The organism is Neorickettsia helminthoeca str. Oregon, from assembly GCF_000632985.1.
GTDB classification, from domain to species: Bacteria; Pseudomonadota; Alphaproteobacteria; order Rickettsiales; family Anaplasmataceae; genus Neorickettsia; species Neorickettsia helminthoeca.
In genome coordinates, this window is the sequence record NZ_CP007481.1 from 617256 (window position 1) to 642265 (window position 25010).

24 protein-coding genes and 1 tRNA gene are annotated in these 25010 nt (G+C 41.4%); 18 read left to right on the forward strand and 7 right to left on the reverse strand.

All coding sequences use genetic code 11. From position 1 onward, the window contains the following. Positions 1-5: 5 nt before the first annotated feature. The 3 genes from rpsG to NHE_RS02915 form a co-directional block, all read right to left on the reverse strand. Positions 6-527, reverse strand: coding sequence for a 30S ribosomal protein S7 (gene rpsG / locus NHE_RS02905; RefSeq protein WP_038559821.1), 522 nt, complete (start codon positions 525-527; stop codon positions 6-8). Between the two features lie 11 nt (positions 528-538). Next, complete coding sequence (gene rpsL / locus NHE_RS02910; RefSeq protein ID WP_038559824.1) at positions 539-907, reverse strand: 30S ribosomal protein S12; 369 nt, start codon at positions 905-907, stop codon at positions 539-541. Positions 908-977: 70 nt separating this feature from the next. After that, the gene (locus NHE_RS02915) at positions 978-3005 is read right to left on the reverse strand and encodes an ATP-dependent DNA helicase RecG (RefSeq protein WP_038560636.1); all 2028 of its coding nucleotides are present in this window, start codon (positions 3003-3005) and stop codon (positions 978-980) included. Between the two features lie 256 nt (positions 3006-3261). On the opposite strand from NHE_RS02915, the gene NHE_RS02920 reads away from it, so the two are divergent. The 5 genes from NHE_RS02920 to NHE_RS02940 all read left to right on the forward strand — a co-directional run bounded on the left by NHE_RS02920 (position 3262) and on the right by NHE_RS02940 (position 7637). After that, complete coding sequence (locus tag NHE_RS02920; protein ID WP_084473285.1) at positions 3262-4617, forward strand: complex I subunit 4 family protein; 1356 nt, start codon at positions 3262-3264, stop codon at positions 4615-4617. After that, complete coding sequence (locus tag NHE_RS02925) at positions 4614-5987, forward strand: NADH-quinone oxidoreductase subunit N (protein ID WP_038559830.1); 1374 nt, start codon at positions 4614-4616, stop codon at positions 5985-5987. The genes NHE_RS02920 and NHE_RS02925 overlap by 4 nt, the downstream gene beginning before the upstream one ends. Next, positions 5987-6667, forward strand: coding sequence for a biotin--[acetyl-CoA-carboxylase] ligase (locus NHE_RS02930; RefSeq protein ID WP_038559833.1), 681 nt, complete (start codon positions 5987-5989; stop codon positions 6665-6667). Before NHE_RS02925 ends, NHE_RS02930 begins: the two co-directional genes overlap by 1 nt. Before the next feature lie 87 nt (positions 6668-6754). Then, entirely contained in the window at positions 6755-7540 is a 786-nt protein-coding gene (locus NHE_RS02935; protein ID WP_232214965.1) for a polyprenyl synthetase family protein, read from the forward strand. 24 nt (positions 7541-7564) lie between these two features. Beyond that, positions 7565-7637, forward strand: a tRNA-Thr gene (locus NHE_RS02940). Between the two features lie 4 nt (positions 7638-7641). On the opposite strand, the gene NHE_RS02945 is transcribed toward NHE_RS02940, so the two are convergent. Next, the gene (locus NHE_RS02945; RefSeq protein WP_051579631.1) at positions 7642-8460 is read right to left on the reverse strand and encodes a type I glutamate--ammonia ligase; all 819 of its coding nucleotides are present in this window, start codon (positions 8458-8460) and stop codon (positions 7642-7644) included. A 141-nt stretch (positions 8461-8601) separates the two neighbouring features. Here NHE_RS02945 and NHE_RS02950 point away from each other — a divergent pair, with 141 nt between their 5' ends. The 3 genes from NHE_RS02950 to ccmA are packed head-to-tail and all read left to right on the forward strand — an operon-like array spanning position 8602 to position 10679. Then, on the forward strand, positions 8602-9354 hold the full coding sequence (locus tag NHE_RS02950; protein WP_038559836.1) for an MlaE family ABC transporter permease: 753 nt from the start codon (positions 8602-8604) through the stop codon (positions 9352-9354). Beyond that, positions 9344-10087: an ABC transporter ATP-binding protein gene (locus NHE_RS02955; protein WP_038559839.1), complete on the forward strand. Its 744-nt coding sequence runs from the start codon at positions 9344-9346 to the stop codon at positions 10085-10087. The genes NHE_RS02950 and NHE_RS02955 overlap by 11 nt, the downstream gene beginning before the upstream one ends. Continuing rightward, complete coding sequence (ccmA, locus tag NHE_RS02960; RefSeq protein WP_038559842.1) at positions 10065-10679, forward strand: heme ABC exporter ATP-binding protein CcmA; 615 nt, start codon at positions 10065-10067, stop codon at positions 10677-10679. Before NHE_RS02955 ends, ccmA begins: the two co-directional genes overlap by 23 nt. Positions 10680-10681: 2 nt before the next feature. Here the strand turns inward: ccmA and tsaE are convergent, their stop codons facing one another. Then, positions 10682-11125, reverse strand: coding sequence for a tRNA (adenosine(37)-N6)-threonylcarbamoyltransferase complex ATPase subunit type 1 TsaE (gene tsaE / locus NHE_RS02965; RefSeq protein WP_038559845.1), 444 nt, complete (start codon positions 11123-11125; stop codon positions 10682-10684). Positions 11126-11242: 117 nt separating this feature from the next. Between tsaE and NHE_RS02970 the strand changes: the two genes are divergently transcribed. The 5 genes from NHE_RS02970 (at position 11243) to NHE_RS02990 (ending at position 17214) form a co-directional block, all read left to right on the forward strand. Beyond that, the gene (locus tag NHE_RS02970; RefSeq protein WP_038559848.1) at positions 11243-11818 is read left to right on the forward strand and encodes a ribonuclease HII; all 576 of its coding nucleotides are present in this window, start codon (positions 11243-11245) and stop codon (positions 11816-11818) included. 156 nt (positions 11819-11974) lie between these two features. Then, complete coding sequence (locus NHE_RS02975) at positions 11975-12454, forward strand: hypothetical protein (protein ID WP_051579633.1); 480 nt, start codon at positions 11975-11977, stop codon at positions 12452-12454. A 245-nt stretch (positions 12455-12699) separates the two neighbouring features. Continuing rightward, positions 12700-13554 carry a D-alanyl-D-alanine carboxypeptidase family protein gene (locus NHE_RS02980; RefSeq protein WP_051579635.1) on the forward strand — a complete coding sequence of 285 codons (855 nt, stop codon included), beginning with the start codon at positions 12700-12702 and terminating at the stop codon, positions 13552-13554. Between the two features lie 120 nt (positions 13555-13674). Continuing rightward, positions 13675-15657, forward strand: coding sequence for a transketolase (gene tkt / locus NHE_RS02985; RefSeq protein ID WP_038559852.1), 1983 nt, complete (start codon positions 13675-13677; stop codon positions 15655-15657). A 183-nt stretch (positions 15658-15840) separates the two neighbouring features. Continuing rightward, on the forward strand, positions 15841-17214 hold the full coding sequence (locus NHE_RS02990) for a proton-conducting transporter transmembrane domain-containing protein (RefSeq protein WP_051579636.1): 1374 nt from the start codon (positions 15841-15843) through the stop codon (positions 17212-17214). Between the two features lie 77 nt (positions 17215-17291). On the opposite strand, the gene mnmG is transcribed toward NHE_RS02990, so the two are convergent. Both mnmG and NHE_RS03000 read right to left on the reverse strand, forming a co-directional pair. Then, complete coding sequence (gene mnmG / locus NHE_RS02995; RefSeq protein ID WP_038559854.1) at positions 17292-19127, reverse strand: tRNA uridine-5-carboxymethylaminomethyl(34) synthesis enzyme MnmG; 1836 nt, start codon at positions 19125-19127, stop codon at positions 17292-17294. 72 nt (positions 19128-19199) lie between these two features. Then, positions 19200-19808 carry a hypothetical protein gene (locus tag NHE_RS03000; RefSeq protein ID WP_038559857.1) on the reverse strand — a complete coding sequence of 203 codons (609 nt, stop codon included), beginning with the start codon at positions 19806-19808 and terminating at the stop codon, positions 19200-19202. Between the two features lie 124 nt (positions 19809-19932). On the opposite strand from NHE_RS03000, the gene NHE_RS03005 reads away from it, so the two are divergent. The 5 genes from NHE_RS03005 (at position 19933) to nuoF (ending at position 24945) form a co-directional block, all read left to right on the forward strand. Further along, entirely contained in the window at positions 19933-20277 is a 345-nt protein-coding gene (locus NHE_RS03005) for a hypothetical protein (RefSeq protein WP_038559859.1), read from the forward strand. 27 nt (positions 20278-20304) lie between these two features. Beyond that, positions 20305-20859: a LolA family protein gene (locus NHE_RS03010; protein ID WP_038559860.1), complete on the forward strand. Its 555-nt coding sequence runs from the start codon at positions 20305-20307 to the stop codon at positions 20857-20859. Then, positions 20856-21692 carry a nicotinate-nucleotide adenylyltransferase gene (locus NHE_RS04215; protein WP_232214966.1) on the forward strand — a complete coding sequence of 279 codons (837 nt, stop codon included), beginning with the start codon at positions 20856-20858 and terminating at the stop codon, positions 21690-21692. The genes NHE_RS03010 and NHE_RS04215 overlap by 4 nt, the downstream gene beginning before the upstream one ends. Positions 21693-21763: 71 nt before the next feature. Then, a complete protein-coding gene (recJ, locus tag NHE_RS03020; RefSeq protein ID WP_232214967.1) occupies positions 21764-23521 on the forward strand; it encodes a single-stranded-DNA-specific exonuclease RecJ in 1758 nt (585 codons plus the stop codon). A 182-nt stretch (positions 23522-23703) separates the two neighbouring features. Further along, a complete protein-coding gene (gene nuoF, locus NHE_RS03025; protein WP_038559861.1) occupies positions 23704-24945 on the forward strand; it encodes an NADH-quinone oxidoreductase subunit NuoF in 1242 nt (413 codons plus the stop codon). Positions 24946-25010: the final 65 nt, after the last annotated feature.

Below are 25010 nucleotides of genomic sequence, written 5' to 3' on the forward strand. Positions count from 1 at the left end.
AAACCCTACCTATTACCACTAGTATTACTATTGCTACTCTTCTTCGCGCCCGTATTAAAGAACCTAAAATGCGAGAATGCTCGTCCAGATTCGGCCATTTTCGTATTTTCTTCGAACTTCCTAAAAGCACCGCCGCGACTAGCATGGACATCTAGGAGTTCCAGCGCTAATTTTTCCTCGGACGCCATACCCTTACGCTTACTCGCCTCAGAGATGATCCATCCAAGAGCGATAAACCTGGACCTCTCACCCTTGATTGGGATCGGTATCCTATAGTTTACACCACCTGCACGGAAGGAGCGCAATTCCACAGCAGGAGAGATATTAGCCAAAGCGTCGTTAAGTACTTCTATAGCCGGTACATTGAGCTGCCTTTCCACTCTTTCCAGTGCTCCGTAAACTATCTTTTCGGCTAGGGACTTTTTCCCGCGCTTCATGACGTAATTCATGAACTTCGCGACGACTTGGCTATTATATTTTCTATCAGCAGGTATCTCACGCTTTTTGGCTGCGTTTCGTCTAGACATTCAAAACTCTCCTAACTCTTCTTAACACCATATTTGGACCTACTTTTTTTTCTTCCCTTCACACCCTCGGTATCAAACATACCTCTGACTATGTGGTAACGGACACCTGGTAAATCCTTTACCCTTCCTCCGCGTATACATACCACTGAGTGTTCCTGCAGATTATGCCCCTCACCCGGAATATATGCTATGACCTCAGCACCGCTAGAGAGCCTCACCCTCGCAACCTTCCTCAACGCAGAGTTAGGTTTCTTAGGGGTAGTAGTGTAGACCTTGGAGCATATACCACGTCTGAGCGGATTTCTATCCAGTGCCGGAACCTTGTTAGCCTTGACCGGTGTTTTCCTAGGCTTTCTGACCAACTGATTAATCGTAGGCATTACAATAACTAACTAAAATATCGAGAATGAAAGCTTTGACGAAAGTGAGCAATAGCGCGGATAAGTCAAGCTACAAGTAGTAATTATTATCTGAAAAAAATATTTTTATCAACACCTGATACCTGTCTATATCGCCTTTATTCACAGCGCAAGTCGATTTTGCTGCTGCACTTTCGAAGAGCGAATGCTCAAATGCACGATCCAGAAACCTGAAACGGCAGAAACCTGATTGTCTCACACCTAGAATATCACCGGAACCTCTTAGTTTGAAATCCTCTTCCGCGATGAAAAATCCATCATTTGAGCTTCTAAGGATCTTTAATCTCTTTTTTCCTGAATCGGTAATTTTTGCAGCATCATACAGCAAGACGCAGAAAGATTTTTTACTTCCACGACCTACCCTTCCTCTAAGTTGATGAAGTTGCGCTAATCCAAAGCGATCTGCATCCTCAATAACCATAATGTCGGCATCTGGTATATCTACTCCAACCTCGATCACTGTAGTGGAAAGAATGATTTTGATTCTGCTTTCTCTGAAATCCGCGATTTTCTCCGCAATTTTATGAGCAGAAAGTCCTCCATGTATACAATCCACTTCGTTTAAAAAGTGCTGCTTGAGCATTTTCAATCTTTCTTTTATGGAAATCACTTGTATATTTTCACTCTCCTCAATTATCGGACATACCCAAAACACCTTTGAGCCATCTTTTAGAACAATTTTGAGCCTTTCTATCAGTTGCTCGATTTTTTCCTTTGCAATGGTCGATGTATTAATATTAGGTCTACATTTTGGTTTCTCCCTCAGATTCAGAAATGTGATCGAGCCAAATAAGACTTGTCCAATTGTTCTTGGGATCGGCGTGGCGCTGATGAGAAGGAGATCAGAGTTTGTATTTTCCCTGATTAATTTTGTTCTTTGGTCAGCACCGAATCTATGTTGTTCATCTATCACCAATAGGCCGAGATTGGCGAATATTACTTTATCACTCAACACGGCATGAGTCGCAATGACAATCTTGATGCTTCCGGATTGTACATCGCGCAGCAGACTTTTCTTTGATGATCCCACTTGTCCGCCGATAAGTAATGCCACCTCAAGCTCTGGCATTAGACTTCGAAGTAGTTCGAAATGCTGTTTAGCGAGCACCGTCGTCGGAGATAATAAGACTGTTTGTTTACCAGCTTCCACTGCATTCAACATTGCAAAGAATACTGCGAGTGTCTTGCCACTACCGACGTCCCCTTGTAGTAGAGCAATCATTCTGGAAGTCTGATTTTGTAAACTATATATCTTTACTATGATCTCTTCCTGACCACGTGTCAGAGAGAAATCCAGTCTCGTTCTCAGTACTGATGTGATACTTCCATTTCCCTTGATTGCTTCCTTTTTTTGACTTGATATCTGCTTATGCAGGCTGCTACTGACTAGATGCATCGCAAGAATTTCATCATAAGCCAATCTCCTGCAAGCCTGCTCGAACTCACCTTCAGATGATGGATGATGAAGATGTCTAATAGCAGTATTCCACCCGGGAAGATTGTGAGCACGAAGAAAATCCCTATCCAACCAGTCTTGGATTGTTTCTATTGAAGCCAAGGCATTATCCACGAGTGAAGAAAACCGATAATTACTTATACCTTCAGAGAGTCTGTATCTAGGATCGAAAGTCAATAATTTTGATACTTCATCAAGTCTCAGTATTTTCTCTGGATGGGACATCTGATAAGAACTTCCTAACTTACCATTGATGAGATACCACTCACCCATCTTGAGTTTCTTCTGGAGATACGTCTTAGCAAAGAAAATTACCTCCAAGACATCATCATTCTTGTCCCTGAAAAAAAATTTGTGAAGCCTTTTTGTTTTTCTAAATTTTGGGAACTTCTCATAGTAGGATTCATATTTCGCTTCTATAGTCACTAGTTCACCTTCTTGGGATTCGGCAAGTGTCTTAAAGTTGCATCTATTTATGAATTCCCTTGGTTTATGGAGGAGTAAATCAACTATCCGATCTCCGGAAAGAACGTTGCTCAGTATTTCCATGAATTGCTCCTCAAGCAAGCAAAACTTCTGTATCGAATCGAAAAGATCAGCCATAGAGTCCACCTTCATTGTTAAGATTTAGACACTAATCGCATATGGGGTCAAATCCAGCATCGGATAAATCACTTGAAACAGTATACTGATCCGTAGTGATACTGGCTATTGCTACGAAATATAGCAATAATCTCATCCAATTCAGCTTACAACTGAACGCTGGAATAGTCCCAGAGGCAGTTTATTTACTTAAGCTACCAGGGAATGTATAACTTGGTTTATCCGTTGATCGAAAAGTTTTTCCTTGAATCTAGTGATGATATCGCTACTTTTTATACTTCCTATTGTGGCGTCCGTTATAGTGTTACCTATGTCTAGTCTTAGGTATTGCTTTGCAATTTCTACTGCGATTTCAGTTTTTTTTATCTCTATAGCAATCGCTCTAAGGGTACAAGACGAGCTTATTGGAATCAGCCTAGGAGCAATCACTTTTCGAATAGATGAATTATCGTGCGTGATGATACTACTCACAGCGTTCCTCACCATGCTGTGCGCTGTGATGGCAAAAGATAAGTCATCCAGTTATTTCGCATTGCTGTTTCTGTTGGAGTTCATTCTTGTGGCTTTTTTCGCAGCGACGGATCTCCTGACATTTTACATAATGTTCGAACTCTCACTTGTACCAATTTTCTTCATCATCGGATTTTGGGGAAGCAAGAATAGGATATATGCAGCCTTCAAAATTTTCCTGTATACGCTATTTGGATCGATTGGGTTCTTGATATCGATACTATACATTTTCTCCAAGACTGGAACGCTGGAGCTAACATCTCTGACGTTCTTAGTGCCCCAGATGCTTTCCGTTAAAGCGCAGAAGCTCATTTGGCTTGCGTTATTTTTTGCATTCGCGGTCAAGATCCCGATGTTTCCTTTTCATACTTGGCTTCCAGATGCGCACGTACAGGCACCTACCGAAGGCTCTGTGATGCTGGCAGGTATCCTGATAAAGCTCGGTGCATATGGAATGATCAGGATTCTTTTACCGATATTCCCGTTACTCAGTCACGAGTTCGAAACTCTTATTTTTTCACTGAGCGCTATTGGAGTGATCTATACATCGGTGATAGCAATCATGCAAACCGATATGAAAAAATTAGTTGCATATTCCTCTGTAGCGCACATGGGTATCGTCACTGCAGGATTGTTTGCGTTTAATTTGGAGGGCTTGAATGGCGCTATATTTCAAGTGGTCAGCCATGCTTTGATTTCATCAGGTCTGTTCTTTTGCATAGGGTGCTTTTATGAAAGAACCCATACAAGAAAAATAAGTGAATATTCTGGAATTATGTGCTTTGCACCTAAGTTCGGATCTGTCTTTGTGCTTCTATCGTTTGCCTCAATCGGATTGCCGGGAACTTCAGGCTTCATAGGGGAATTCTTATCCCTGATAGGTTTGTTCCAGAGCAACCAGGTATTTGGAATTCTTTGTACCACTGGAGTCATCTTGGGGGCCTGTTATATGCTCTTTCTATGTAAGCGCATTATATGGGGAGTCCCAACAAGTACTTTCCCGGATATGAAGGTGCATGAGGCTTTACCTATTTTTGCGCTCGCTCTTCTAGTGATGTTGCTGGGTATTTATCCGAATTTCCTTCTTAATTTCATGAGATGAATCATTATTTATTTCTGCTTCCTGAGATCGTTTTATTCCTCCTATCGTGTCTGGTGCTGTTTTTTGGAAAAAGGGACATATTGGCACTCATTACAGTACTCATCACTTTGGGAGTCACAGCGTTCAGCTGCACAGACGCATCACCGGAAATATTAAACGGTATGCTTTATATTTCTCCTTTTTCGCAGACGGTTAAATTAACGATCCTGATTATATCCTGCGTTTTTCTAGCGCAGATCATAGCAGTGAAACAATCCTATTCGAAGTATTTTCCTGTATTAGTTCTCTTCTCTCTGTTGGGAATGCTTTTATCTGTATCCTCGAAGAATTTGATGGCTCTATATCTCGCTATTGAACTACAGAGTATAGGATTGTACGTATTAGCATCTGTAAACCAGAAGTCCATAAAAAGCGCTGAAGCAGGGGTAAAGTACGTGCTGCTAGGTACCTTTATGTCTGCAGTGATGATATACGGGATCTCTCTGATATTTGTCTCTTCAGGAACGCTTGCAATGGATGCATTATTTGTTCAGAGTAGCAGTACACACCTAATCGGAATTTTATTATTCACTGCTGGTTTACTTTTCAAGATTGGTGCAACACCTTTCCATGCTTGGGTCGGAGATATATATGAAGGATCTCCAACGCTTTCCAGTACATTTTTTGCTGTTCTTCCGAAAATCTCGATCGTTGCTGTACTCATATCTATTGCTTCATACATCGATCCACACACCCTTATTGAAGCCCACCAGAGTGTCGCCCAAACAGAATCATCATTATACATGAGAAATATATTATTTCTTTCTGGAATTTTATCACTGCTGTTTGGAACGTTTGCTGCATTTGGTCAAAGCGACATTAAGAGATTCCTCGGATTTGCATCGGTTTCGCACGTTGGATATGCCCTTCTGGGAATAGGTGCGTCAACAAGTTTTTCGGTAACTAACCCCGGATTTATATATATTTTGATATATTCACTGACCAATCTTGGGATCTTCTCAGTTGTGTTGATGCTCAAGGATAAGGTCATCATATCATTGAGCACGCTGAACAGCACAAACAAATTCATTGCATTTACCTTTGTGGTGCTGTTACTTTCTTTAGCCGGAATTCCACCATTTACTGGCTTCTTCGCTAAAGTATATGTGATAAAGAATTTAGTTGATTCTGGCTATATAGTCTCATCATTGATCGCTGTGTTTACTGGAATAATATCGGCCTTCTACTACTTGAGAATCACAAAAGAAGTGTATCTGACGCGCGGTTATCAATCTTCCGGCGAAACCAAGATAAAGATCAGTAAAGTCTTGATCTTTATCGCTGCTGCATCAGGGCTTTTTTCAATGTTCGGATTTGTATTACTTCTATAATGTTTACTCAACCTCTGGAAATACGGAGAGTCAAGAATCCGGATAACACAAATGATGCAGTCAAAGAGTTCATATCGAAAGACAGATGTGTGGTACTCATAGGAGAAAGACCGCTATACGGAAAAACCAGAAACGGCGCAAATAACTGGAAAATCATGGAAGGTAATCTGTTCATGAGTATTGGGCTAGTAGCCGAGAATATTAAGGTCGGGGAGATTGTTCTCAAGGTCGCTGTCGCAGTGGGTGAACTGATCTCAAAGTGGATACCAAATGTAGAGTATAAGTGGCCTAATGATATCCTGATTGATGGGAAAAAAGTTTCCGGTATTCTTCTGGAATACCATGACAACAGGTTAGTCATAGGAATAGGAATAAATGTTCTATATTCGCCGTATGAATGGAGTACTTGCTTGCATGAGTACCACCAAGTAGATCTGGTCGAACTGCCGCTGCAAATAATGGAGTCCTTAAAAGTGTATGGTGATATGGACGCCGATCAACTCACCAATCTCTGGAAGAGGAAAGCTGCTTTCTTGGGTAAGTTGATCAATTTCGATGCAAATGGGGAAATAGTAAAAGGGATGTTCTCGGATATAGCCTCGGACGGTGCACTCATCCTTAGAACAGAGTATGATAGTAGCGAGAAGAGATTTTATTCTGGCTCTATATGTGTTACATAGTCGCTGCTTACTTGGTATACATCGGCCTTCTGGGATGGTGCGGTTATAGAATTTTGAATCGTTATTTTAGTTCGGTGAGTAAGCTAAATGAATTTGAGCATTAAAGATAAGCTCCGAGAAACATCGACGCTTATTCGAGAGAACCTAAGAGAAATTCTGTCGTTGTTTCCAGCTGAAGAAGAGCTCTTCGATGCTATTCGGTATTCGACTCTGGCCGAGAGTGGTTGTATAAGAGGATTCCTGATTCTGGAGTTCAGTGATTTGTTCAACGCCCCTTTTGGGGACGCGCTTGAAGTAGCATCTGCTGTGGAAATGATTCATTCCTTCTCACTGATTCATGATGATTTACCTGCGCTCGATAATTCGCTAGAACGCAGGAATCAACCAGCATGTCACGTTGCATTCTCGGAAAGTACAGCGATACTGGCTGGTGATGCGCTATTAGTACTAGCATATCAACTACTGAGTCATTATGGCTCGGGTATTATTCAGGACGCCTCAAAGTACGTACTGGAAATGATTGTAGGACAAGTACATGATCTGAAACAGGAGAAGGTAATATCCAGCAGTGAGATCAATGTGATGAAAACAGGAGCACTTTTCGCATTGAGCTGTTCCTGCATCGGGCATCTGTGCAATAGGGCAAATGATGATTTGGATATCTTACGGAAATTTGGATACGAGTTTGGACGCTTATTTCAGGCCGTCGATGATATCACAGATGATGACGCCGGAGATTACCCATGCAAGACACTTAACAAGTCGCTCGAATGCTGCAGGAAAATGATTAATACATCTTTCATGATCCAGAAAAAAGCGATTCTAAGCGAATTGTTGGATTATGTTACAGAATCGGTATTGCCTCCAAGATGAGATTGTAGTAGAATTCCACGTGTTGCCCGCGTGGCTCAATTGGTAGAGCAACTGATTTGTAATCAGTAGGTTGGGGGTTCGAGTCCCTCCGCTGGCACGTCTTAGCTATTCTTCGGTACTCTCCTCTTGTGTGAAAGCTTTTCGCAGTTGTGGGCTATTGAGTCCCTGTATAGAGAAGCCTCGGAGTACGAGAGAGGTATTCTATTCTTAAACGAGTCCGAGTATCGACTTTCTTTGAAGTTCGGTTCCCCAGGTATAATTTCGTTCGAGATACCATATTCGATGGCACCGATTATGCTCTTAATTACCTCAAGTAAATCAGCATCCGATCCAGCCACTCTATGCTCTATGGTGTTTTTAGTTATTCTGATCGCATTGCTTTTATTCTCCTCGAAACCCCAGTTCACAAACCTGGGGGTGAACTTGTCATGATACTGAAAACGTCTATAGGAAGAGACCTCTGGAGCAAAGCACAACATGGAAGCCTTTATAAGGCTACACATCCCTCCGATAATGAAGAGTTTCAATTTTGCCTCTGATGCAATGATATTCTTAGAAGATTCCTTATCATGCAAACTGATGTGGATATGCATAGCACTACCAGGCTGATCAAAACGAGGCTTAGACGAAAAATCACTGACCGCCTTGGTAAGCTTTCTGAACATTTCTATTTCCCTGACTAGCAAAGTCAAGTCAGAAGTTGGAATAGTAGAAATCTCATATTGTTTTTCGCCTATTTCGTTCACCACCCTTTCTATCAGATTGAATCGCCTGCTGATCAGATCCTGAAAGAATCCAATATTTTCATTGCTATAGAACTCCAATTCGACTCCAACTTCCAGTCTAAAGTTCACTAGACAGTCAATACGAAACAAATCTACATCTACTATCTTCCCATTCACGCATTCGACTGCACTCATTTCAAATTAATACTAGACCACTTTTAGCTTGATTAAATTCGCGCCAACTGATATAAGACCAGGTTGGTTGTTATTCATCTCTTTGACGCGGCATTCGTAAGAGATAAGCCACAATCTTCAGTATATACACATAACACATCGATGTATAACATAACCAGAAGCGCCTTAGAAAAAGTCGGTGATTTTGTCATCTTCAATATCAATATCCTTTTAAACTGCAGGAGAGTATACCTAGCAGAAACGATTAAGCAGATGATCTCGATAGGTTACCTTTCTATTCCTGTGGTTGCATTTACGGCCACATTTGTGGGGGCGATATTAGCAATCCAGAGTTATATGGGATTCGAGGTAATGCAATCGCAGATGATGGTAGCAAATATCCTTACAACCTCGATTACTCGCGAGATAGGACCAGTCGTAGTTGGTATAATCGTTGCAGGAAGGGTAGCATCCACAATAGCGGCTGAGATAGGAGCAATGCAGGTCACCGAACAAGTAGATTTACTACGATCACTATCAATTGATGTGCATGCATATCTTGTTGCACCTAAAGTGATTGCAGCACTGATTTCTTTTCCGATCTTAGCAGTAATCTCAGACGTATACGGAATATTAGGTGGCTATCTGATAGGCATATATAAGTTTCACTTTAATCACATGCTTTACATATCTGATACAGTCGCATCCCTCTCTTACGGGGATTTTATGTCGGGCATAGTGAAGTCGTTGTTTTTCGGTTTTCTTACAACGAGTGTTAGCTGCTTCAATGGCTTAAGGAGCACTGGAGGAGCAAGGGGTGTCGGTTTTGCTGTAACGAATTCCGTTGTAGTGTCATTCGTACTGATACTCTTCATGAACTATCTGATAACTCTGTTCATGTTCTATGGAAAGTAAGATTAGCGTCCGCGATCTCTCAGTAGCGTTTGGGAATAGAAGTATCGTAAAGAATCTAAACTTCGACCTACTACCAGGTGAGAACTTATGCATTATCGGACAATCTGGAGAAGGTAAGTCAGTATTGCTCAAGTCAATCATTGGCCTAATACCACATAGGACGGGAAAGGTATTGATAAATGGCTCTGAAGTGGCACAAAACGTAGAGGAAAACACAAAAAAGCATGATATTTCCATCTCCTTCCAGAACGATTGCCTTTTCGATAGCATGACAATTCTGGAGAACCTGTGTTTCCCACTGATCTATAGAAGTAGCATACCTCGGAACACGGCCATAAAAATTTCTGAGAAAATAATTCCAAAGATCGGACTATCGAGTGCTATATTGAAACTATATCCATCCTCTCTATCTGGCGGTATGAAAAAGAGAATCGCTATTGCAAGGGCGATTATTACACAGCCAAGTATTGTTTTCTTCGATGAACCAACGACCGGCCTGGATCCTATAACTTCGGGTAGAATTCTAGATATAGTTGTGGACTACATTATACAGGAAAAAGTTTCGAGTATTACAGTGACTCATAGTCTATGGTGTGCAAAGAGAATTTCAAATAAGGTCGCCATGATACATGATGGAAAGATAGTCTGGTACGGTGACACCACTTCCCTCGAAACAACCAAGAATGAGTATATAAGAAACTTTCTCTTTCATGTTCAGAATAGAGGCGAATAACATAAGTTTCGCGCGTGAAGATGTAGAGATATTTTCGAATATCAGCTTCACCGTGAACAGCGGGGAAATCCTATGGATCAAAGGGGATAATGGTTCTGGGAAAACAACATTGCTTCGTATTATCGCCGGAATAATAAGAAATTTTTCCGGGGAGATATTATTCCAGGGGAAACCTATAACGCAAAACACATTATACAATTCTGAAATCACATATATTGGAGAAAAATCAGCTTGTGACGAGGAATATAGTATATTTGAGAATCTGCTCTTCTGGGCGAAATTGAGAGACCGCATAGCGCTACTCGAAGCAACATTAGAATTTTTCAATCTGGGCAGAATTGCTCACGTAGAAGTGAAAAAATTATCTAGCGGTTGGAAGAAAAGAGTAGCTCTAGCAAAATTGCTTTTATTCAACTCGAAGATCTGGATATTAGATGAACCCTTCACCTATCTGGATACAGAGAGTATCAAACTTTTCGTGGAACTTTTTGAATCCAGGCTCGAACAAAGAGGTATCATAGTCCTGGTAAATCACGGAGAGTTAGATATCACGAATCTCACTGTAAAAGAATTAAGACTATCTCAGATATAGTATTAGCAAGACCGGGATCTGGGATTCAAAATGGTAAGCACCCGCTCATCATCGACCTCAGTGCTACCGATGGTAAGCTGGCAGACGCCCCTTAGATCTACCGAAAATCCAGATTGCATTATTTCAGGCCATTCGATTATACAGAATGACTGTTGTAGTATTTCTTGTAAACCAATCTCATATAGTTCAGAGGGAGATTTGATCCTGTAGAGATCCAAGTGGGCTATTGTATTACTAATCGACTTATAGACATTGACAATACCATAAGTCGGACTCTGAACAATCAATGATGGATCACCGAGCATTAATCTGATCACCTCGCCAGAAAGACGTGTCTTACCTGAGCCTAAGTCACCATATAAGAAAATTATTCGCCTTTCCCCTAATATAGAAACAATCATTTTTGCAACCTCATTGATCTCAGTGAGGTTATATTTTATTTCCATTATTTTGCACGAAGCTGTGTATTATAGTATCACTTTAAAGCAAGACTCAGCATTTAAAAATTGGATCCCAGATTTATGGAGCCATTCTCAGATGTTCTCCCATTGTAGAGCCATCCAATGAACATGCAGAAAAGCATAGTAGCAGGCGTGGATGAGGCAGGGAGAGGAAGTATCGCTGGGCCGGTCGTAGCAGGCGCTGTGATACTTAAAGAGACGCTGACGATTCCTGGAGATTCAAAAAGTCTTTCGAGTACTGCAAGATCACTGTGGTATTCAAGAATCGCCTCGGCTGCACATTGGGGCATCGGAGTTGCAACCGTCAGAGAAATAGAAAATATGAACATTCTGGAGGCAACACTCCTCGCAATGGAAAGGGCACTAAATAATTTGCAAATCACACCAGATGTAGTCCTCATAGACGGCCAGCAAGTCATACACAATGTTGGGAAGTATAAAAAGGTCATAAGCATAATTAAGGGAGACACAATACATGAAGAAATAAAAGCAGCCTCAATCGTGGCGAAGGTCGCCAGGGACGTATTCATGGAGGAATTAGATCTACTATATCCACAATATCTCTGGAAAATTAACAAGGGATATGGCACAAAAAGCCATGTTCAAGCCATCTTCGATCACGGAGTGAGTCAGTATCATCGAAGGACTTTCGCGCCAGTGAAAAATTCATCCAAGTAAAACAAGATCGCAGATGATTGCTGTATTATTAGAATCAAGGATAAAATGGATACTATATACTTCAGGATTGAGATAGTCGATTCTGCATTAGAGAAGTTTAGACTGTAAATTAAGTTGTCTCTTGTATTCGAGCACTAATCTGTTGGCAACATACGTATGAAAAAAATTTACGAAATTTTTCGGAAAATAGTTCTTTGCTTCTCGGATGCCATTGCACCCTCAAAGATATCTTCAGCGACAGTTGAGGGGAAAAAAGGATCGTCCTCTAAAATCCTGCAATTGATAAAATATGAAAAAGAGAAAATACCTCTCCCACGGATAACAATAGACGCATCAGTACATAAAAAGGAAAAAGAAAGTCAAGAAGGAGTAGCGTACGAAGAAAGTGTCTATCAACATTACTATTTGTATCAGTTCATTAATATAGAGAGGCAGAGCCAAATCAGGAAAAAACGCGAATCCACGCAAAAAAGGTTGGCACAAGTAATGAGTTTCATGCATCTTTTATCAATATCCAACCCAGGATCGAAAATGCGTTGTGGTCCAGCAATGAACATACGTATATATAATCCAACTATCCAGTCCGTCACATTTAATAAGGATCCTTCTCCATTACAACAGATCACTGGCAGGTAGGTAAATTTTGAGACAATCAGGATACTACAGCTACATCTGTTTCGGATGATAGAAGGTCCAGTTCATGAGATGTCGCAATGGTGGTAGATAGCTCAATCGGTATAGCAACATCAGAGACTACATTTCTGCAGAGTATGCTGAAACTCAGCCCTACACACAACAACGTACCGATCATGCTCGATAACACAAAATTGCAATTACCTCGATTGTAATAATACAATACGTACATCTCCATCGGTGGGTACATGTTGCTGAGTCTTAAAAATCTACTCTTGATGATTTGTCTCATTAGCTCTTCTAGTCTTGCTCACTGTACATCAGCGATCGCTATAGACCAGAAAACAGGTGGAGTTCTAGTAAAGGAAAAGGCAGATGAAGTGCTATATCCAGCGTCACTGACAAAAATGATGACTGCGTATATTGTGTTCGACCATCTTAAAAAGAAGTCGCTAAAATGGAATCAGAAACTTTACGTTTCCGAGAGTGCTGCATCCAAGGCCCCTTCAAAGCTGGGATTAAAACCAGGTGAATACGTGAGCCTCAAAGATGCGCTCCTCACAATGGTAATGAAATCAGCAAATGACTCAGCGACAGTGCTTGCGGAAAAAATAGGTGGTTCAGAAGAAAACTTTGCAAAAATGATGACAAAAAAAGCCAGATCCTTCGGAATGAGGAATACTCGTTTCAGGAACTGCACTGGACTCCACGCTATAGATCATGTTAGTACGGCAAGTGATATGGCAATACTCGCAAGGAGAGTCATCAATGATTTCCCGGAGTACACACACATATTTGGATTAAAATCTTTCAAATACAAAGATGAGTGGATCCATAACACAAATAAGCTCCTACATAGTAGTCCGGAGATAGCTGGAATAAAGACAGGATATACAAACTATGCAGGATATAACTTGGCTTCCTTGGCCTATAGGAAGGGGAAAAGAGTCATAACAATCGTCATGCATGCCCCTACATCGGATGAAAGATATGAGAAATCTCAGGAACTCATAGATCGGGCATTTGCAAATATGAGACTGCAAGTTAGTGCTCCGAAATTATCGCATAAATACACCAATCTCAATGCGCATCAAAGTATTTGAGTGATTTTTTGTTTTTCATGTTCAACATGAGGAAAATGGAAGGTGTATTTCTCTTCCGTAAGTGAGGACGCACCGACCATGATATGTTACAATCCTCTTTTTCGATAGTTATTCAGAGTAATGATGGATAGTGCAAGAATGTCTGCTGCCATACGCATACTAACAATAGATGCAGTAAGTCGTGCGAATTCTGGACATCCAGGTATGCCTCTGGGCATGGCTGATGTAGCCACTGTACTCTTCACAAAATTTCTGAAATTCAATCCTAGTGATCCAGACTGGCCGGATAGAGATCGCTTCATCCTGTCTGCGGGACATGGATCAATGTTGCTGTATTCACTTCTATATCTCACTGGCTATCCCGATTACACTTTGGAGGAGATTAAAAATTTCCGGCAGTTACACTCAAAGACTCCAGGCCACCCCGAGTATGGAGTAGCAAAGGGAATAGAAAATACATCTGGACCACTTGGTCAGGGCCTTGGAATAGGAATAGGGATGGCACTCGCAGAAGCAATTCTGAGTGCACGTTTCGGGAGAGAGCTAGTCGATCATCACACCTATATCATCGCAGGTGACGGATGCTTGATGGAAGGAATAAGTCATGAAGCCGCATCTTTCGCAGGACACATGAAGCTCCGGAAAGTAATACTGTTATTTGACGATAATAAAATCTCGATAGATGGCAGTACATCATTGTGCACCTCAGACGAGCATATGAGAAGATTCGAAAGCTATGGCTGGCACACACAAGAAATTGATGGCCATGATTTCCTAGCAATAGAGAAGGCAATAGAAAATGCAAAATTATCCGATAAGCCTTCAATCATTGCAGCTAGAACGATAATAGGAAGATTCATGCCTAAGGAAGGCACAGAAAAGACTCATAGCGGTGGTCTGTCAGAAACTGAGAGAATCGAATTTAAGAGAATACTAAATTATCCAACAGAGGATTTTCAAATACCAGAAGACGTATTGAATAAATGGAGAACACTGCATAGCATCGAGGAATACCAGAACTGGAGGCAATATTTCTCAGGACTTCCTCATGAGGTCGCAGAAGAATTTAATCGCGCACTTAGAGCACAAGACTATCACGAGTTAGCTAAATCACTCGATGAGCTTAAACTAAAGAGTTCAGAGATTCCTTCAGAGGCAACAAGGCAATCTTCAGGGAGAATTATCAAGTTCCTGACAAGCAGAATACCAGAAATGATAGGTGGCTCATGTGATCTTACTGGCTCCAACAACGTTACTCCAGAACCGTTCAGAGCAATCACGAAGGAGAGATATAACGGAAATTACATATACTACGGGGTCAGAGAACACTTCATGGCCGCTTGCATGAACGGCATGGCATTACACAAAGGTGTGATACCTTATGGAGGTACTTTTTTCATCTTTTCGGATTATCTGAGGCCAGCTATTAGAATGTCCGCACTGATGGGCATCCAAGTCATATACGTCATGACACATGATTCAATAGGAGTCGGTGAAGATGGCCCAACACATCAGCCGATAGAACATCTGGATAGTCTAAATTTGATTCCAAACTTATATCTGTTCAGGCCCTGCGATTACATAGAGGTATTGGAGTGCTGGCAAAATGCTCTGAAAATCACAAATGCACCATCGATGATAGTCCTATCCAGACAGAAAATAGACTTCATACAACGAGAACCATCTGAGAAAAACATGTGCGCAAAGGGAGCATATATAATCAGGAAATCCAGTAAATCTGCTAGGATCTCTTTGATAGCAAGTGGATCAGAAGTTGCAATCTGCGCCGAAGCTCAGAGAATTCTGGAAGAACTAGGATACCCAACTGCACTTATTTCAGTACCTTGTATGGCACTGCTGAAGAAAAATCCAGATCACTACATTTCTGAAATCATTGAACCAGGAAGTATTTCTATTGCTGTCGAATCAGGTTCATGTTTGATGATGAAGTCGATGTTTAACATATCAGACGATGCACTCTTCAATATTGAAGAATTTGGCTTATCTGCGCCATATACCGAACTATATAAACATTTCGCTATGACACCTGATGCGATTGTGGAACGTTGTATTAAAAAACTATCTGGAAAGATGCAATACTGATGCTATATATTTGGGGATCTAAGTCCGTAGCTAAGCGCATGAACGCAATTATACGAGAATCAGTCCGGGGTCAGAAATGAATGCTATTCTAGCTACATGGAGCACATTCGATTATTTATGATCAGTCACATAAGTATCCCTGTTATGCACTATTTGGAAGTTATACAAGGAGATCATCTATAAATGCATGAAACACTTCTAGCCTTGATAGTCATCATACCTATGATGGTTGCACTGTTTCTAGTCTTCTCGAATAACAAAATCTATAAACTCGTTCTGCTGCTCACGGCGCAGAGCTTCGGAATTATAAGCGCAGTGATACTTCTTTCGCACACAGTCGATGGGACTGCGATATTCAACACGATGGGTGGTTGGGAGGCGGCGTATGGAATTCAAATTACTGCGGATAAGTATACAGCACTTATGTTACTCCTGATAAACGTAATATCCTTGACTGCGACACTGCACTCTTTTCAGAAGGAAAGAAAAAACTTTTTTTATAGCATACTAATACTATGTCACACCGGCTTATCAGGAATGATTATATCGAATGATCTCTTCAATATTTACGTATTTCTCGAACTCTCATCTTTAGCGACCTATGCTCTGATAGCAACAAAACATACTCATTCATCATACAAAGCCGCCTTCGAATATTTGGTAATAGGGACGATCGCAGCAACCTTCTATCTGATCGGAGTCGGTCTCCTATATGCGACTACAGGGAATCTCAACATCACTGCAATTGCAGCTGCTCCAGAGTTACTCTTTTCATCAAGAATAGGACGGGCCGGGATACTACTAACGATACTTGGGCTAAGTGCAAAGTGCGCTATATTTCCTTTGCATTTCTGGCTTGTACGTTGCTATAGCGCTACGAGCACGACTGTTGCGACTTTTCTTTCAGGAACGAGCTCCAAGGTTGGACTCTACCTACTTGCAAAGTTCATATATACGATCTTTGGCGAACGCGTTTTCATCTTCCCAGTAGTTGGACTGGATAAGATTATTCTTATTTCGAGTGCGCTGGCAATCATATTCTGTGGAATACAAGCTATTTTGAGCAAAGAGATCAAACAAGCATTGAGCTATTCTAGTGTTTCACAGATCGGATATATCATCCTGACACTTTCGCTAGACTCAGTGTATTCCATTCCAATTGCAATGTTACAGATGTTTGCACATGCATTTGCAAAATCTGCATTATTTATCCTTTCAGGAGGTGTGCAATCTGAGAAAAATAAGAAACATTCGTTTGTACAGGATTGTTATCTCCTCATTAGCACACTGAGCTTAGCTGGAATTCCTATTACAGCAGGATTTCTTGGAAAGGTACAGCTTCTAATGCTAGTGATCCAAACTGGTCATTATGTGACTCTAGCTACACTAATAATTGGAAGCATTATTGCTCTAATGTATAGTTGGAGAATCTTCACTCTACTGAGGCAGCAATTAGGGGGCAATAGTTCAATCTTTTATCATGCCCCACTCTCCGCACTCTCGCTATTGAACATTGTAACTATTTTTGCAGGAACGCACTTTCTAAACCTGTTATAAGCATCTACTCTCTGAACCATCAGTGAAACCTTTCCATAGCAATAGCTGATGGGAGGGATAGTCTGAGATACTATTCATTATTTTTTATAATGAGCTCTGAGGTGTATAAGAATCGATATAACTGCCGCAGGTGTGATACCAGGAATTCTTTTAGTTTGAGCAAGCGTTTCAGGTTTAACAGCGGACAATTTTTCCAATACCTCAGATGAGAGTGTTTTGACTTCACTGAAGTCAAAATGTGAAGGGATTTCTATTTCCTCATCATCCTTCAGTATTTTGATATCCTGGTCTTGTCTGGATAGATAGGGTTCATATTTTGCATCAGTTTCTATCATCTGGATGTACTCAGAAGAGATCTCAGATAGTTCAGGCCACACCCTCACTAGATGTTCGAAAGTAATCGAAGGATATGCAATCAAATCCCACGCGCTTTTCTTAACACCATCCTGAGAAATGGAGATACCAAAATTATTGAGAGTGTACGGTGTAATGATAAGTTGTTTCAGCCTCTCCTTATATTCAGCCAGGATTTCATACTTTTTCTTGTAGGTAGCATAACGCTCCGCATTAACAAGGCCAGCCCTGTATGCCTTTTCGGTCAAACGAAAATCAGCGTTATCAGATCGTAGGTTTAACCTATACTCAGCTCTGGAGGTAAATAATCTATATGGCTCATCATTTGTACCAAGAGTGCTCAGATCGTCTATCATCACACCTATATAACCCTCTGCCCTGTTGATAACCAGTCTAGATCCCGCAGCATTGCTCCCTGCAACTATCCCTTGACCAGCCGCTTCTTCATACCCAGTCGTACCGTTTATCTGTCCAGCCAGGTATAGATTCTTTATCCGTTTAGTCTCTAGCGTCGACTTTAATTCTCTTGGATCAACATAATCGTACTCTATAGCGTAAGCATATCTTGCTATTTTCGCATTTTCCAAACCCTCGATACTTCGAATAAAAGCTTCCTGTATTTCTCTAGGTAGAGAATTAGAAATACCATTCGGATAAACTAGATCGGAATCCAGACCCTCAGGTTCAATAAAGATTTGATGACTACTTTTCTCAGCGAATCTAACAACCTTATCCTCAATTGAGGGGCAATACCGTGGACCCCTAGATGATATACCATTTCTAGTTGCGGAAAATTGTAACGAATCCGTTATTATTTTGTGCGTCCTTTGATTTGTATGCGCAATATAACAGGAGATTTGGGGTACAGTGATAGCAGTACTCATATAGGAGAACGGTACAGGAGGGGTATCACCAACTTGCTCGGTAAGGGCGGAATAATTTACAGAATCCCTATAAATACGTGCCGGAGTACCTGTCTTCAACCGCGATACTCTGAAAAAGTTTCTGATTGTAGCCCCTAATCCTTGTGAAGCTTTCTCACCAAATCTACCAGACTCGATTCTTTCTTTCCCGATTTGTATAACACCATTCAAAAAAGTTCCTGTAGCAAGCACGACTGCAGCACATTCAATAGTGCCATTCCTCTCTGTGCAAACGGCAGAAACACAACCATCTTTTATCATCAGATCAATTACGTGATCTTCAATGATCGTGAGATTCTTAGATTCTTTAAGTAAGGAAAACACAGCCCTCTTATAGAGTTTTCTGTCAGCCTGCGCACGCGGTCCCCAGACTGCAGCCCCTTTGCTTCTATTGAGCATCCTGGAGTGTATACTGGACATGTCTATAGCAAGACCCATTATTCCCCCCATTGCATCTACTTCCCTTACGACGGTACCTTTACCTATCCCACCTATAGCGGGATTGCAGGACATCTCGCCAATATTGTCAGTACTGTTTGTTACAAGGGCTGCTGTCGCACCCACCCTGGAGGCAGCAGCTGCAGCTTCGACGCCCGCGTGTCCCCCGCCTATGACAACGACATCATAAGATCTCATTAAGCACTCCAAATAAAAAAAATACCTAGAAACCGAAAACCAACGCGCCAGGGCTATTGAAGATTCCTCTAATTACGCAAAGGGCGCCTTATCCAGAGGACCAATACTCAGAACAAATTCCTGCTCCGAAGCAATAGTATCAATCCCCAACACCAAATCCTTGAGAATCTCCTTGATGTAATAAACATGTGACTTAGCATCATCAGATAAACTGATATCCTTCAAAGGCGTGGAGACAAGATGATCGAACGCTTTCAGCCGATTGCCATTGATCGGCGCTCTCGAAACTGCTTTGAACTCAATACACGTATCGGTCGCACTAACATCGATTTTAGTTGGATCGATAAGCAGTTTATTCAACAGCAGCAACACATGAACCATCAATACAAAGCGTTCCCCTATAAGGAACATAGAATCAAAATGGAACTGCACTTCCTTACCTTTGTACTCCAGGTACTTGGTGATATCAGAGAGCGCACTTGGGCTGTTGCTTCGAGGAAGAAACAAGTACTGAAGGACACGGAGATTAATCAGCATTCGACTATTCACTTCCGCTAGTTCATTAAAATCGAGCAAAGCAGGATCATCTTTGTTCATCTCCACAAGGAAGTTCAAAAGAGAACTGACGTTTCCAATATCATGAAAAATTTTAGAAGTTAACAAATTTATTACATTTTCCACGCTATAATCTCCCCCGAGGCAGGCATCGGATTGACTACTATCTATCTCAAGGTTACCATGATCATTGGAATTTTGATACAGCGCGTGTCTTTAGAGTTTCGTAGCACTTTTAGGAGGAATTTTCGTGGCAGATGATATAAAGAACAATGACTCGGATTTGGATCTAGATCTTGAAAGCCTGTCCGAAGAGTATATGGCTTCGGTACAGGAGCAGATCAAGAAGTTCACCGAAAATCCCGAGATGCTCCAGAAGGCTCTTGGACCGTTCATGAAGTTGCAAAGCGAGTATATGAAGGATCCGGAGAAACTTGGTAGCCTTATGTCTGGCCTTGAAGGTGGTACCGAAGAATCTTTCAAGACCGAGGTTCAAGAGTCACTGAAGAGGTTGCGTGCGCGTCTAGCAAAGATGGATAAAAGACTAGACGAGATAATGGCGCTGCTATCTGATTTATCAAGTAAAAAGTCTTAGCCTGTTTTAATTGATTATCTCACGTTGGTGTGTAGAAGGCTTTCCGTCGTGGCGTATCTGGTGTCGGTTCTTTTTTTCTGGAACGTATCTCTTGCCTTCGTCACTACGGACGGAGAGCTTGCTGAGTTACTAGCTTCTTTTAAGACGCTTCGAGCTGATTTCGTGCAGCGCAACCCGGATGGTACGAAAAGCACGGGGGTTGTCTTCTTATCCCTGCCACACAGATTTAAGATCGTATATCAGGATAGCGGTATTTCCATCTCGGGAAATAAAGGAATGATCACCTACCACGATTCCGAACTCCAGGAGACCAGGAAATTCTTTATGAGTAGAGGCGATCCGTTTTTGAAAATGCTGTCCAACGTGGGGAAGTTGTCACAGTATCACCGTATCAAGAAGGCTGGACTCTCGTATTTGGAGACATCATCTAATGGTAGAAAATGTTCCATAGTCGTTCAAGAAAAACCCTTTCAGATAAAAGAGATTATCTTCGAAAATGAGTCAGGAGAAGTGACGCATATGACTTTCAGTAAAGCACATTACAACCTCACATTAAGTAATGATGCTTTTGCATTACCTTGACGACTCTTAAGTCGTCGCGTCGTTTCGATACCTCAGTAATGACGTTGGACAGTATATCGTATATTAACATCATATCAGGTGTCCAGGATATTCTGTGCATCGAATTACATCCAGAGATGCTAACAAACATAATGAAGCCGCCAGTAGGGAGCGGCACCTTTGCTAACTTTGAGAAGTTTATCTGTTTGTACGTCTTTATTTTTCAGGAACAATTTACAGGCGTCTATAAAGATACGGCATACTTGGATTTTTCTTATGTTTGTGTATATTTGCGGAATACAAATCCATTTCCGATGTTACTAAAAATAGGCTTACTTGGAGGCTCCTTTAATCCGCCGCATCACGGACACCTATATCTCTCTCTGGAAGCACTGAAACGACTGAATCTACATCAGGTTTGGTGGCTTTTTTGTAAGAATAATCCACTCAAACAGATCCGGTATGAGTCGTTTAAGGTTAGGGAAAAAAGGGCTCGCGCAATCGTGGGAATGAACCGTAAGATCAGACTTGTTAATAGTAATGATCTCTATACATATAAGACATTAAAACAACTTAAATCACGCTATCCACAATGTGTATTCACATGGATCATGGGTATGGACAGCGCTACTACAATCCACCTATGGGAAAGATGGGAAGAAATAATCCGTAGTGTGAGGTTTGCTGTTTTCAATCGAGGAGATTACTTACACAAATGCATGCGCTCGAAATTCATTAGTAGAACAGAAAAATCTAGAATCTCAAATATCATCATAAGAAAGAATAATCTCTCCTCCACCCTACTACGCAGCAAAGATAGCACACCAGAATCTCCCATGAATCAAGTTCACTGACAACGAAATGGATGAGGCATCCCAAGTAATGTTATAGACTATAATGAGTTATAATCCGCATCAGTTCTAAATTGGAAAAAAGTATAACGACTCTTGAGAAATCTAAAGTCTCGGTTAAAGGCGCAATTTGGTCGCTCAACGAGGTCCCAGAAAAGGAGATACTCTTCATAAAACAAAAATTTGGATTGTCGTCGATTGTTGCATCGGTTTTGTACAATCGAGTAGAGACTGAGGATGATATTTCAGCTTTTCTTGATCCAAAACTGAGGAATACACTCCCGGATCCATTCAGCTTACTCGGAGTCGCGCAAGCAGTAGAGCGAATACTGGAGGCAATAAAAAAAAATGAAAAGATAGTTATCTATGGAGATTATGATGTTGATGGCGCAACATCTTCTGCCCTGATAAAAAACTACCTCAGGAACATAGGTAAGGAAGTAAGTATATATATCCCAGATAGAATCACTGAGGGCTATGGCCCAAACAGTACCGCATTCACTAAGCTGAGGGAAGAAGGGTATACATTATGTATTACAGTTGATTGTGGGATCCTCGCACACAAGGAAATAGAATCAGCGAATTCAATCGGTTTGGACATCATCGTGGTAGATCACCACATAAGTACTGATGTAATACCACCTGCAGTAGCAGTGATTAATCCGAATAGAATCGATCAGCCACACATAAGGCACACCGAAAATTTAGCTGCTGTTGGGGTATCTTTTCTCCTGATAATAGGATTGAACGCCACATTGAGGGCAACCGGTTTTTTCGACGGAATACGAGATGAACCCAACTTAATCAACTATCTGGATCTGGTGGCGCTTGGGACTGTATGCGACATCGTGAAATTGACTGGAATAAATCGTGCACTAGTCAAACAAGGATTGAAAGTAATCGATCAGAAGAAAAATCTGGGACTATCAATACTCATACATGAGTTAGAAATCTATACAAAACTTGATGTATATCATTTAGGGTACATAATAGGACCGCATATCAATGCAGGAGGCAGAATTTCCAAATCCTCTTTGGGAAGCACATTGCTTTCGACGAATGACGTCAGTGAAGCAACAGAGATCGCAAGAATCCTAAGAGCACTGAATCTAAGAAGAAAGGAAATCGAGAAAACAGCATTACAAGAAGCCATCACACAAATAGAGAACACAAATAGAAAGGTCATAATGGTAGCCAGCAAAAACTGGCATCAGGGAATAATAGGAATAGTCGCTTCCAGAATAAAGGACCGATACCACCTACCAACGATCATCGTCAGTATAGATAACAACATAGGGAAGGCAAGCGCACGTTCAATAAAAAATGCAAACATAGGTACCGCAGTAATAGCAGCAAAAGAAAAGGGTCTAATCATCGAGGGAGGGGGTCACAGAATGGCAGCAGGTTTTTCCTGTGAGATAGGGAAAATACCAGAAATCCAGCAATTCTTCGAGGAACATTTTAAGAATATAGATATACAGGAAACTGTCCACGTCGATGGCGAACTTTATGTTGACACAATCACCTACGATCTCTATGAAGAGCTGAAAGTACTAGCTCCATGTGGCCCAGGGAATCCAGAGCCCCGTTTTGTGCTTACAAGTGTGAGGGTAGTCACCAGCAAGATCATAGGAGAGGATGGACACATAGCGTGTACCCTGAGGGATATCAGAACATATAAAACAATTCGTGGAATCGCATTCCATCCTAACTCTAAACTGACAGAGGCAATACTCAACTGCGAAGCAACGAGATTCCTGGTAAAAGTGAAACTCGAAAACTGGCAATCCGTGAGTAAACCACAAGTAATCATTGAAGATGCATGGATCTAACATATCATTCAAAATAGTCGATGGTATACTAAGGCGGTGACGGTATGTGTACACCTATCTAGTCCATTCCTAATGAACACGGAATTTTAACAGGAGCTAGTGCATGAAAAAATTGAGCATATTATCAGTATTATGACTTTTTCCACAACCTTTTGTATAATTGCTGCAACTAGGAGAAGATCATGATCAAGGCAGAGGATAGAATTTTTCCGAATATACGGAATAGAGAGAGTATAGAGCTAGCCGATTCCAGACTGCGGGGCGACTGGAAGAACTTGGATACATTTCTCACGAAAGATCCAGAGTGGATAATAGGAGAAATAAAGAAGTCCGGTTTACGTGGCAGGGGTGGCGCAGGCTTTCCAACAGGAATGAAATGGAGCTTCATGCCACAGAAAAAAAATCCAGGACAGTCATCATATCTGATTGTTAACGCAGATGAATCGGAGCCTGGTACCTGTAAGGATCGGGATATTCTTCGTTTTGAGCCACATAAACTCATCGAAGGAATAGTCCTAGCAAGCCATGCAATGCGGATAGATGTGACATACATATACGTACGTGGGGAATTCCATAACGAGTCGCTCATCTTGGAGAAGGCAATCGAGCAGGCAACCGATGCTCAACTCATTCCAGATAATTTGAAAATTGTTGTACATCGTGGTGCTGGAGCTTATATCTGTGGCGAGGAGACTGCATTGCTGGAATCGCTAGAGGGAAAGAAAGGTATGCCTAGACTAAAACCTCCATTCCCAGCAGGATGTGGTCTGTACGGCAAACCAACCACTATTAATAACGTAGAGACTGTAGCATCCGTCTCAACGATATTACGTAGGGGTAGTGAATGGTTTGCAAATCTTGGTGTAAAAAATAGCAGCGGCACAAAGATCTTCTGTATTTCCGGGCACGTAAATAGACCATGTAATGTGGAAGAAGTCTTAGGTGTACCATTGAAACTTCTCATTGAAGAGTATGCAGGTGGTGTCATAGGAGGTTGGGATAATCTTCTTGCCGTGATTCCGGGTGGTTCTTCAGTGCCAATGATCACTAAGGAAGTAGCTGAAACGATTACGATGGACTTTGATTCACTCAAAGCAGCTGGTACCGCCTTGGGTACAGCCGGAATCATAGTAATGAATAAAGAAACAGATATAATAAGAGCGATCGAGAGACTTTCCCACTTCTACATGCATGAATCTTGTGGTCAGTGCACACCCTGCCGCGAAGGTACAGGTTGGCTGTGGAATATTATGAAAAGACTCGCTGAGGGTACAGGAAAGAAATCCGACATCGATACGCTTCTGAAACTCACAAAACAGATAGAGGGACACACGATCTGTGCATTAGGGGATGCTGCTTCATGGCCTATACAAGGTCTCATAAAGAACTTCAGGCGAGAAATCGAGGACCGTCAAAAAGTGTGATCAATACCCACGTCCTGGACCAGCTATCGCGCAAGGATGCAGTACAAGGGTACTAGGGACATTCT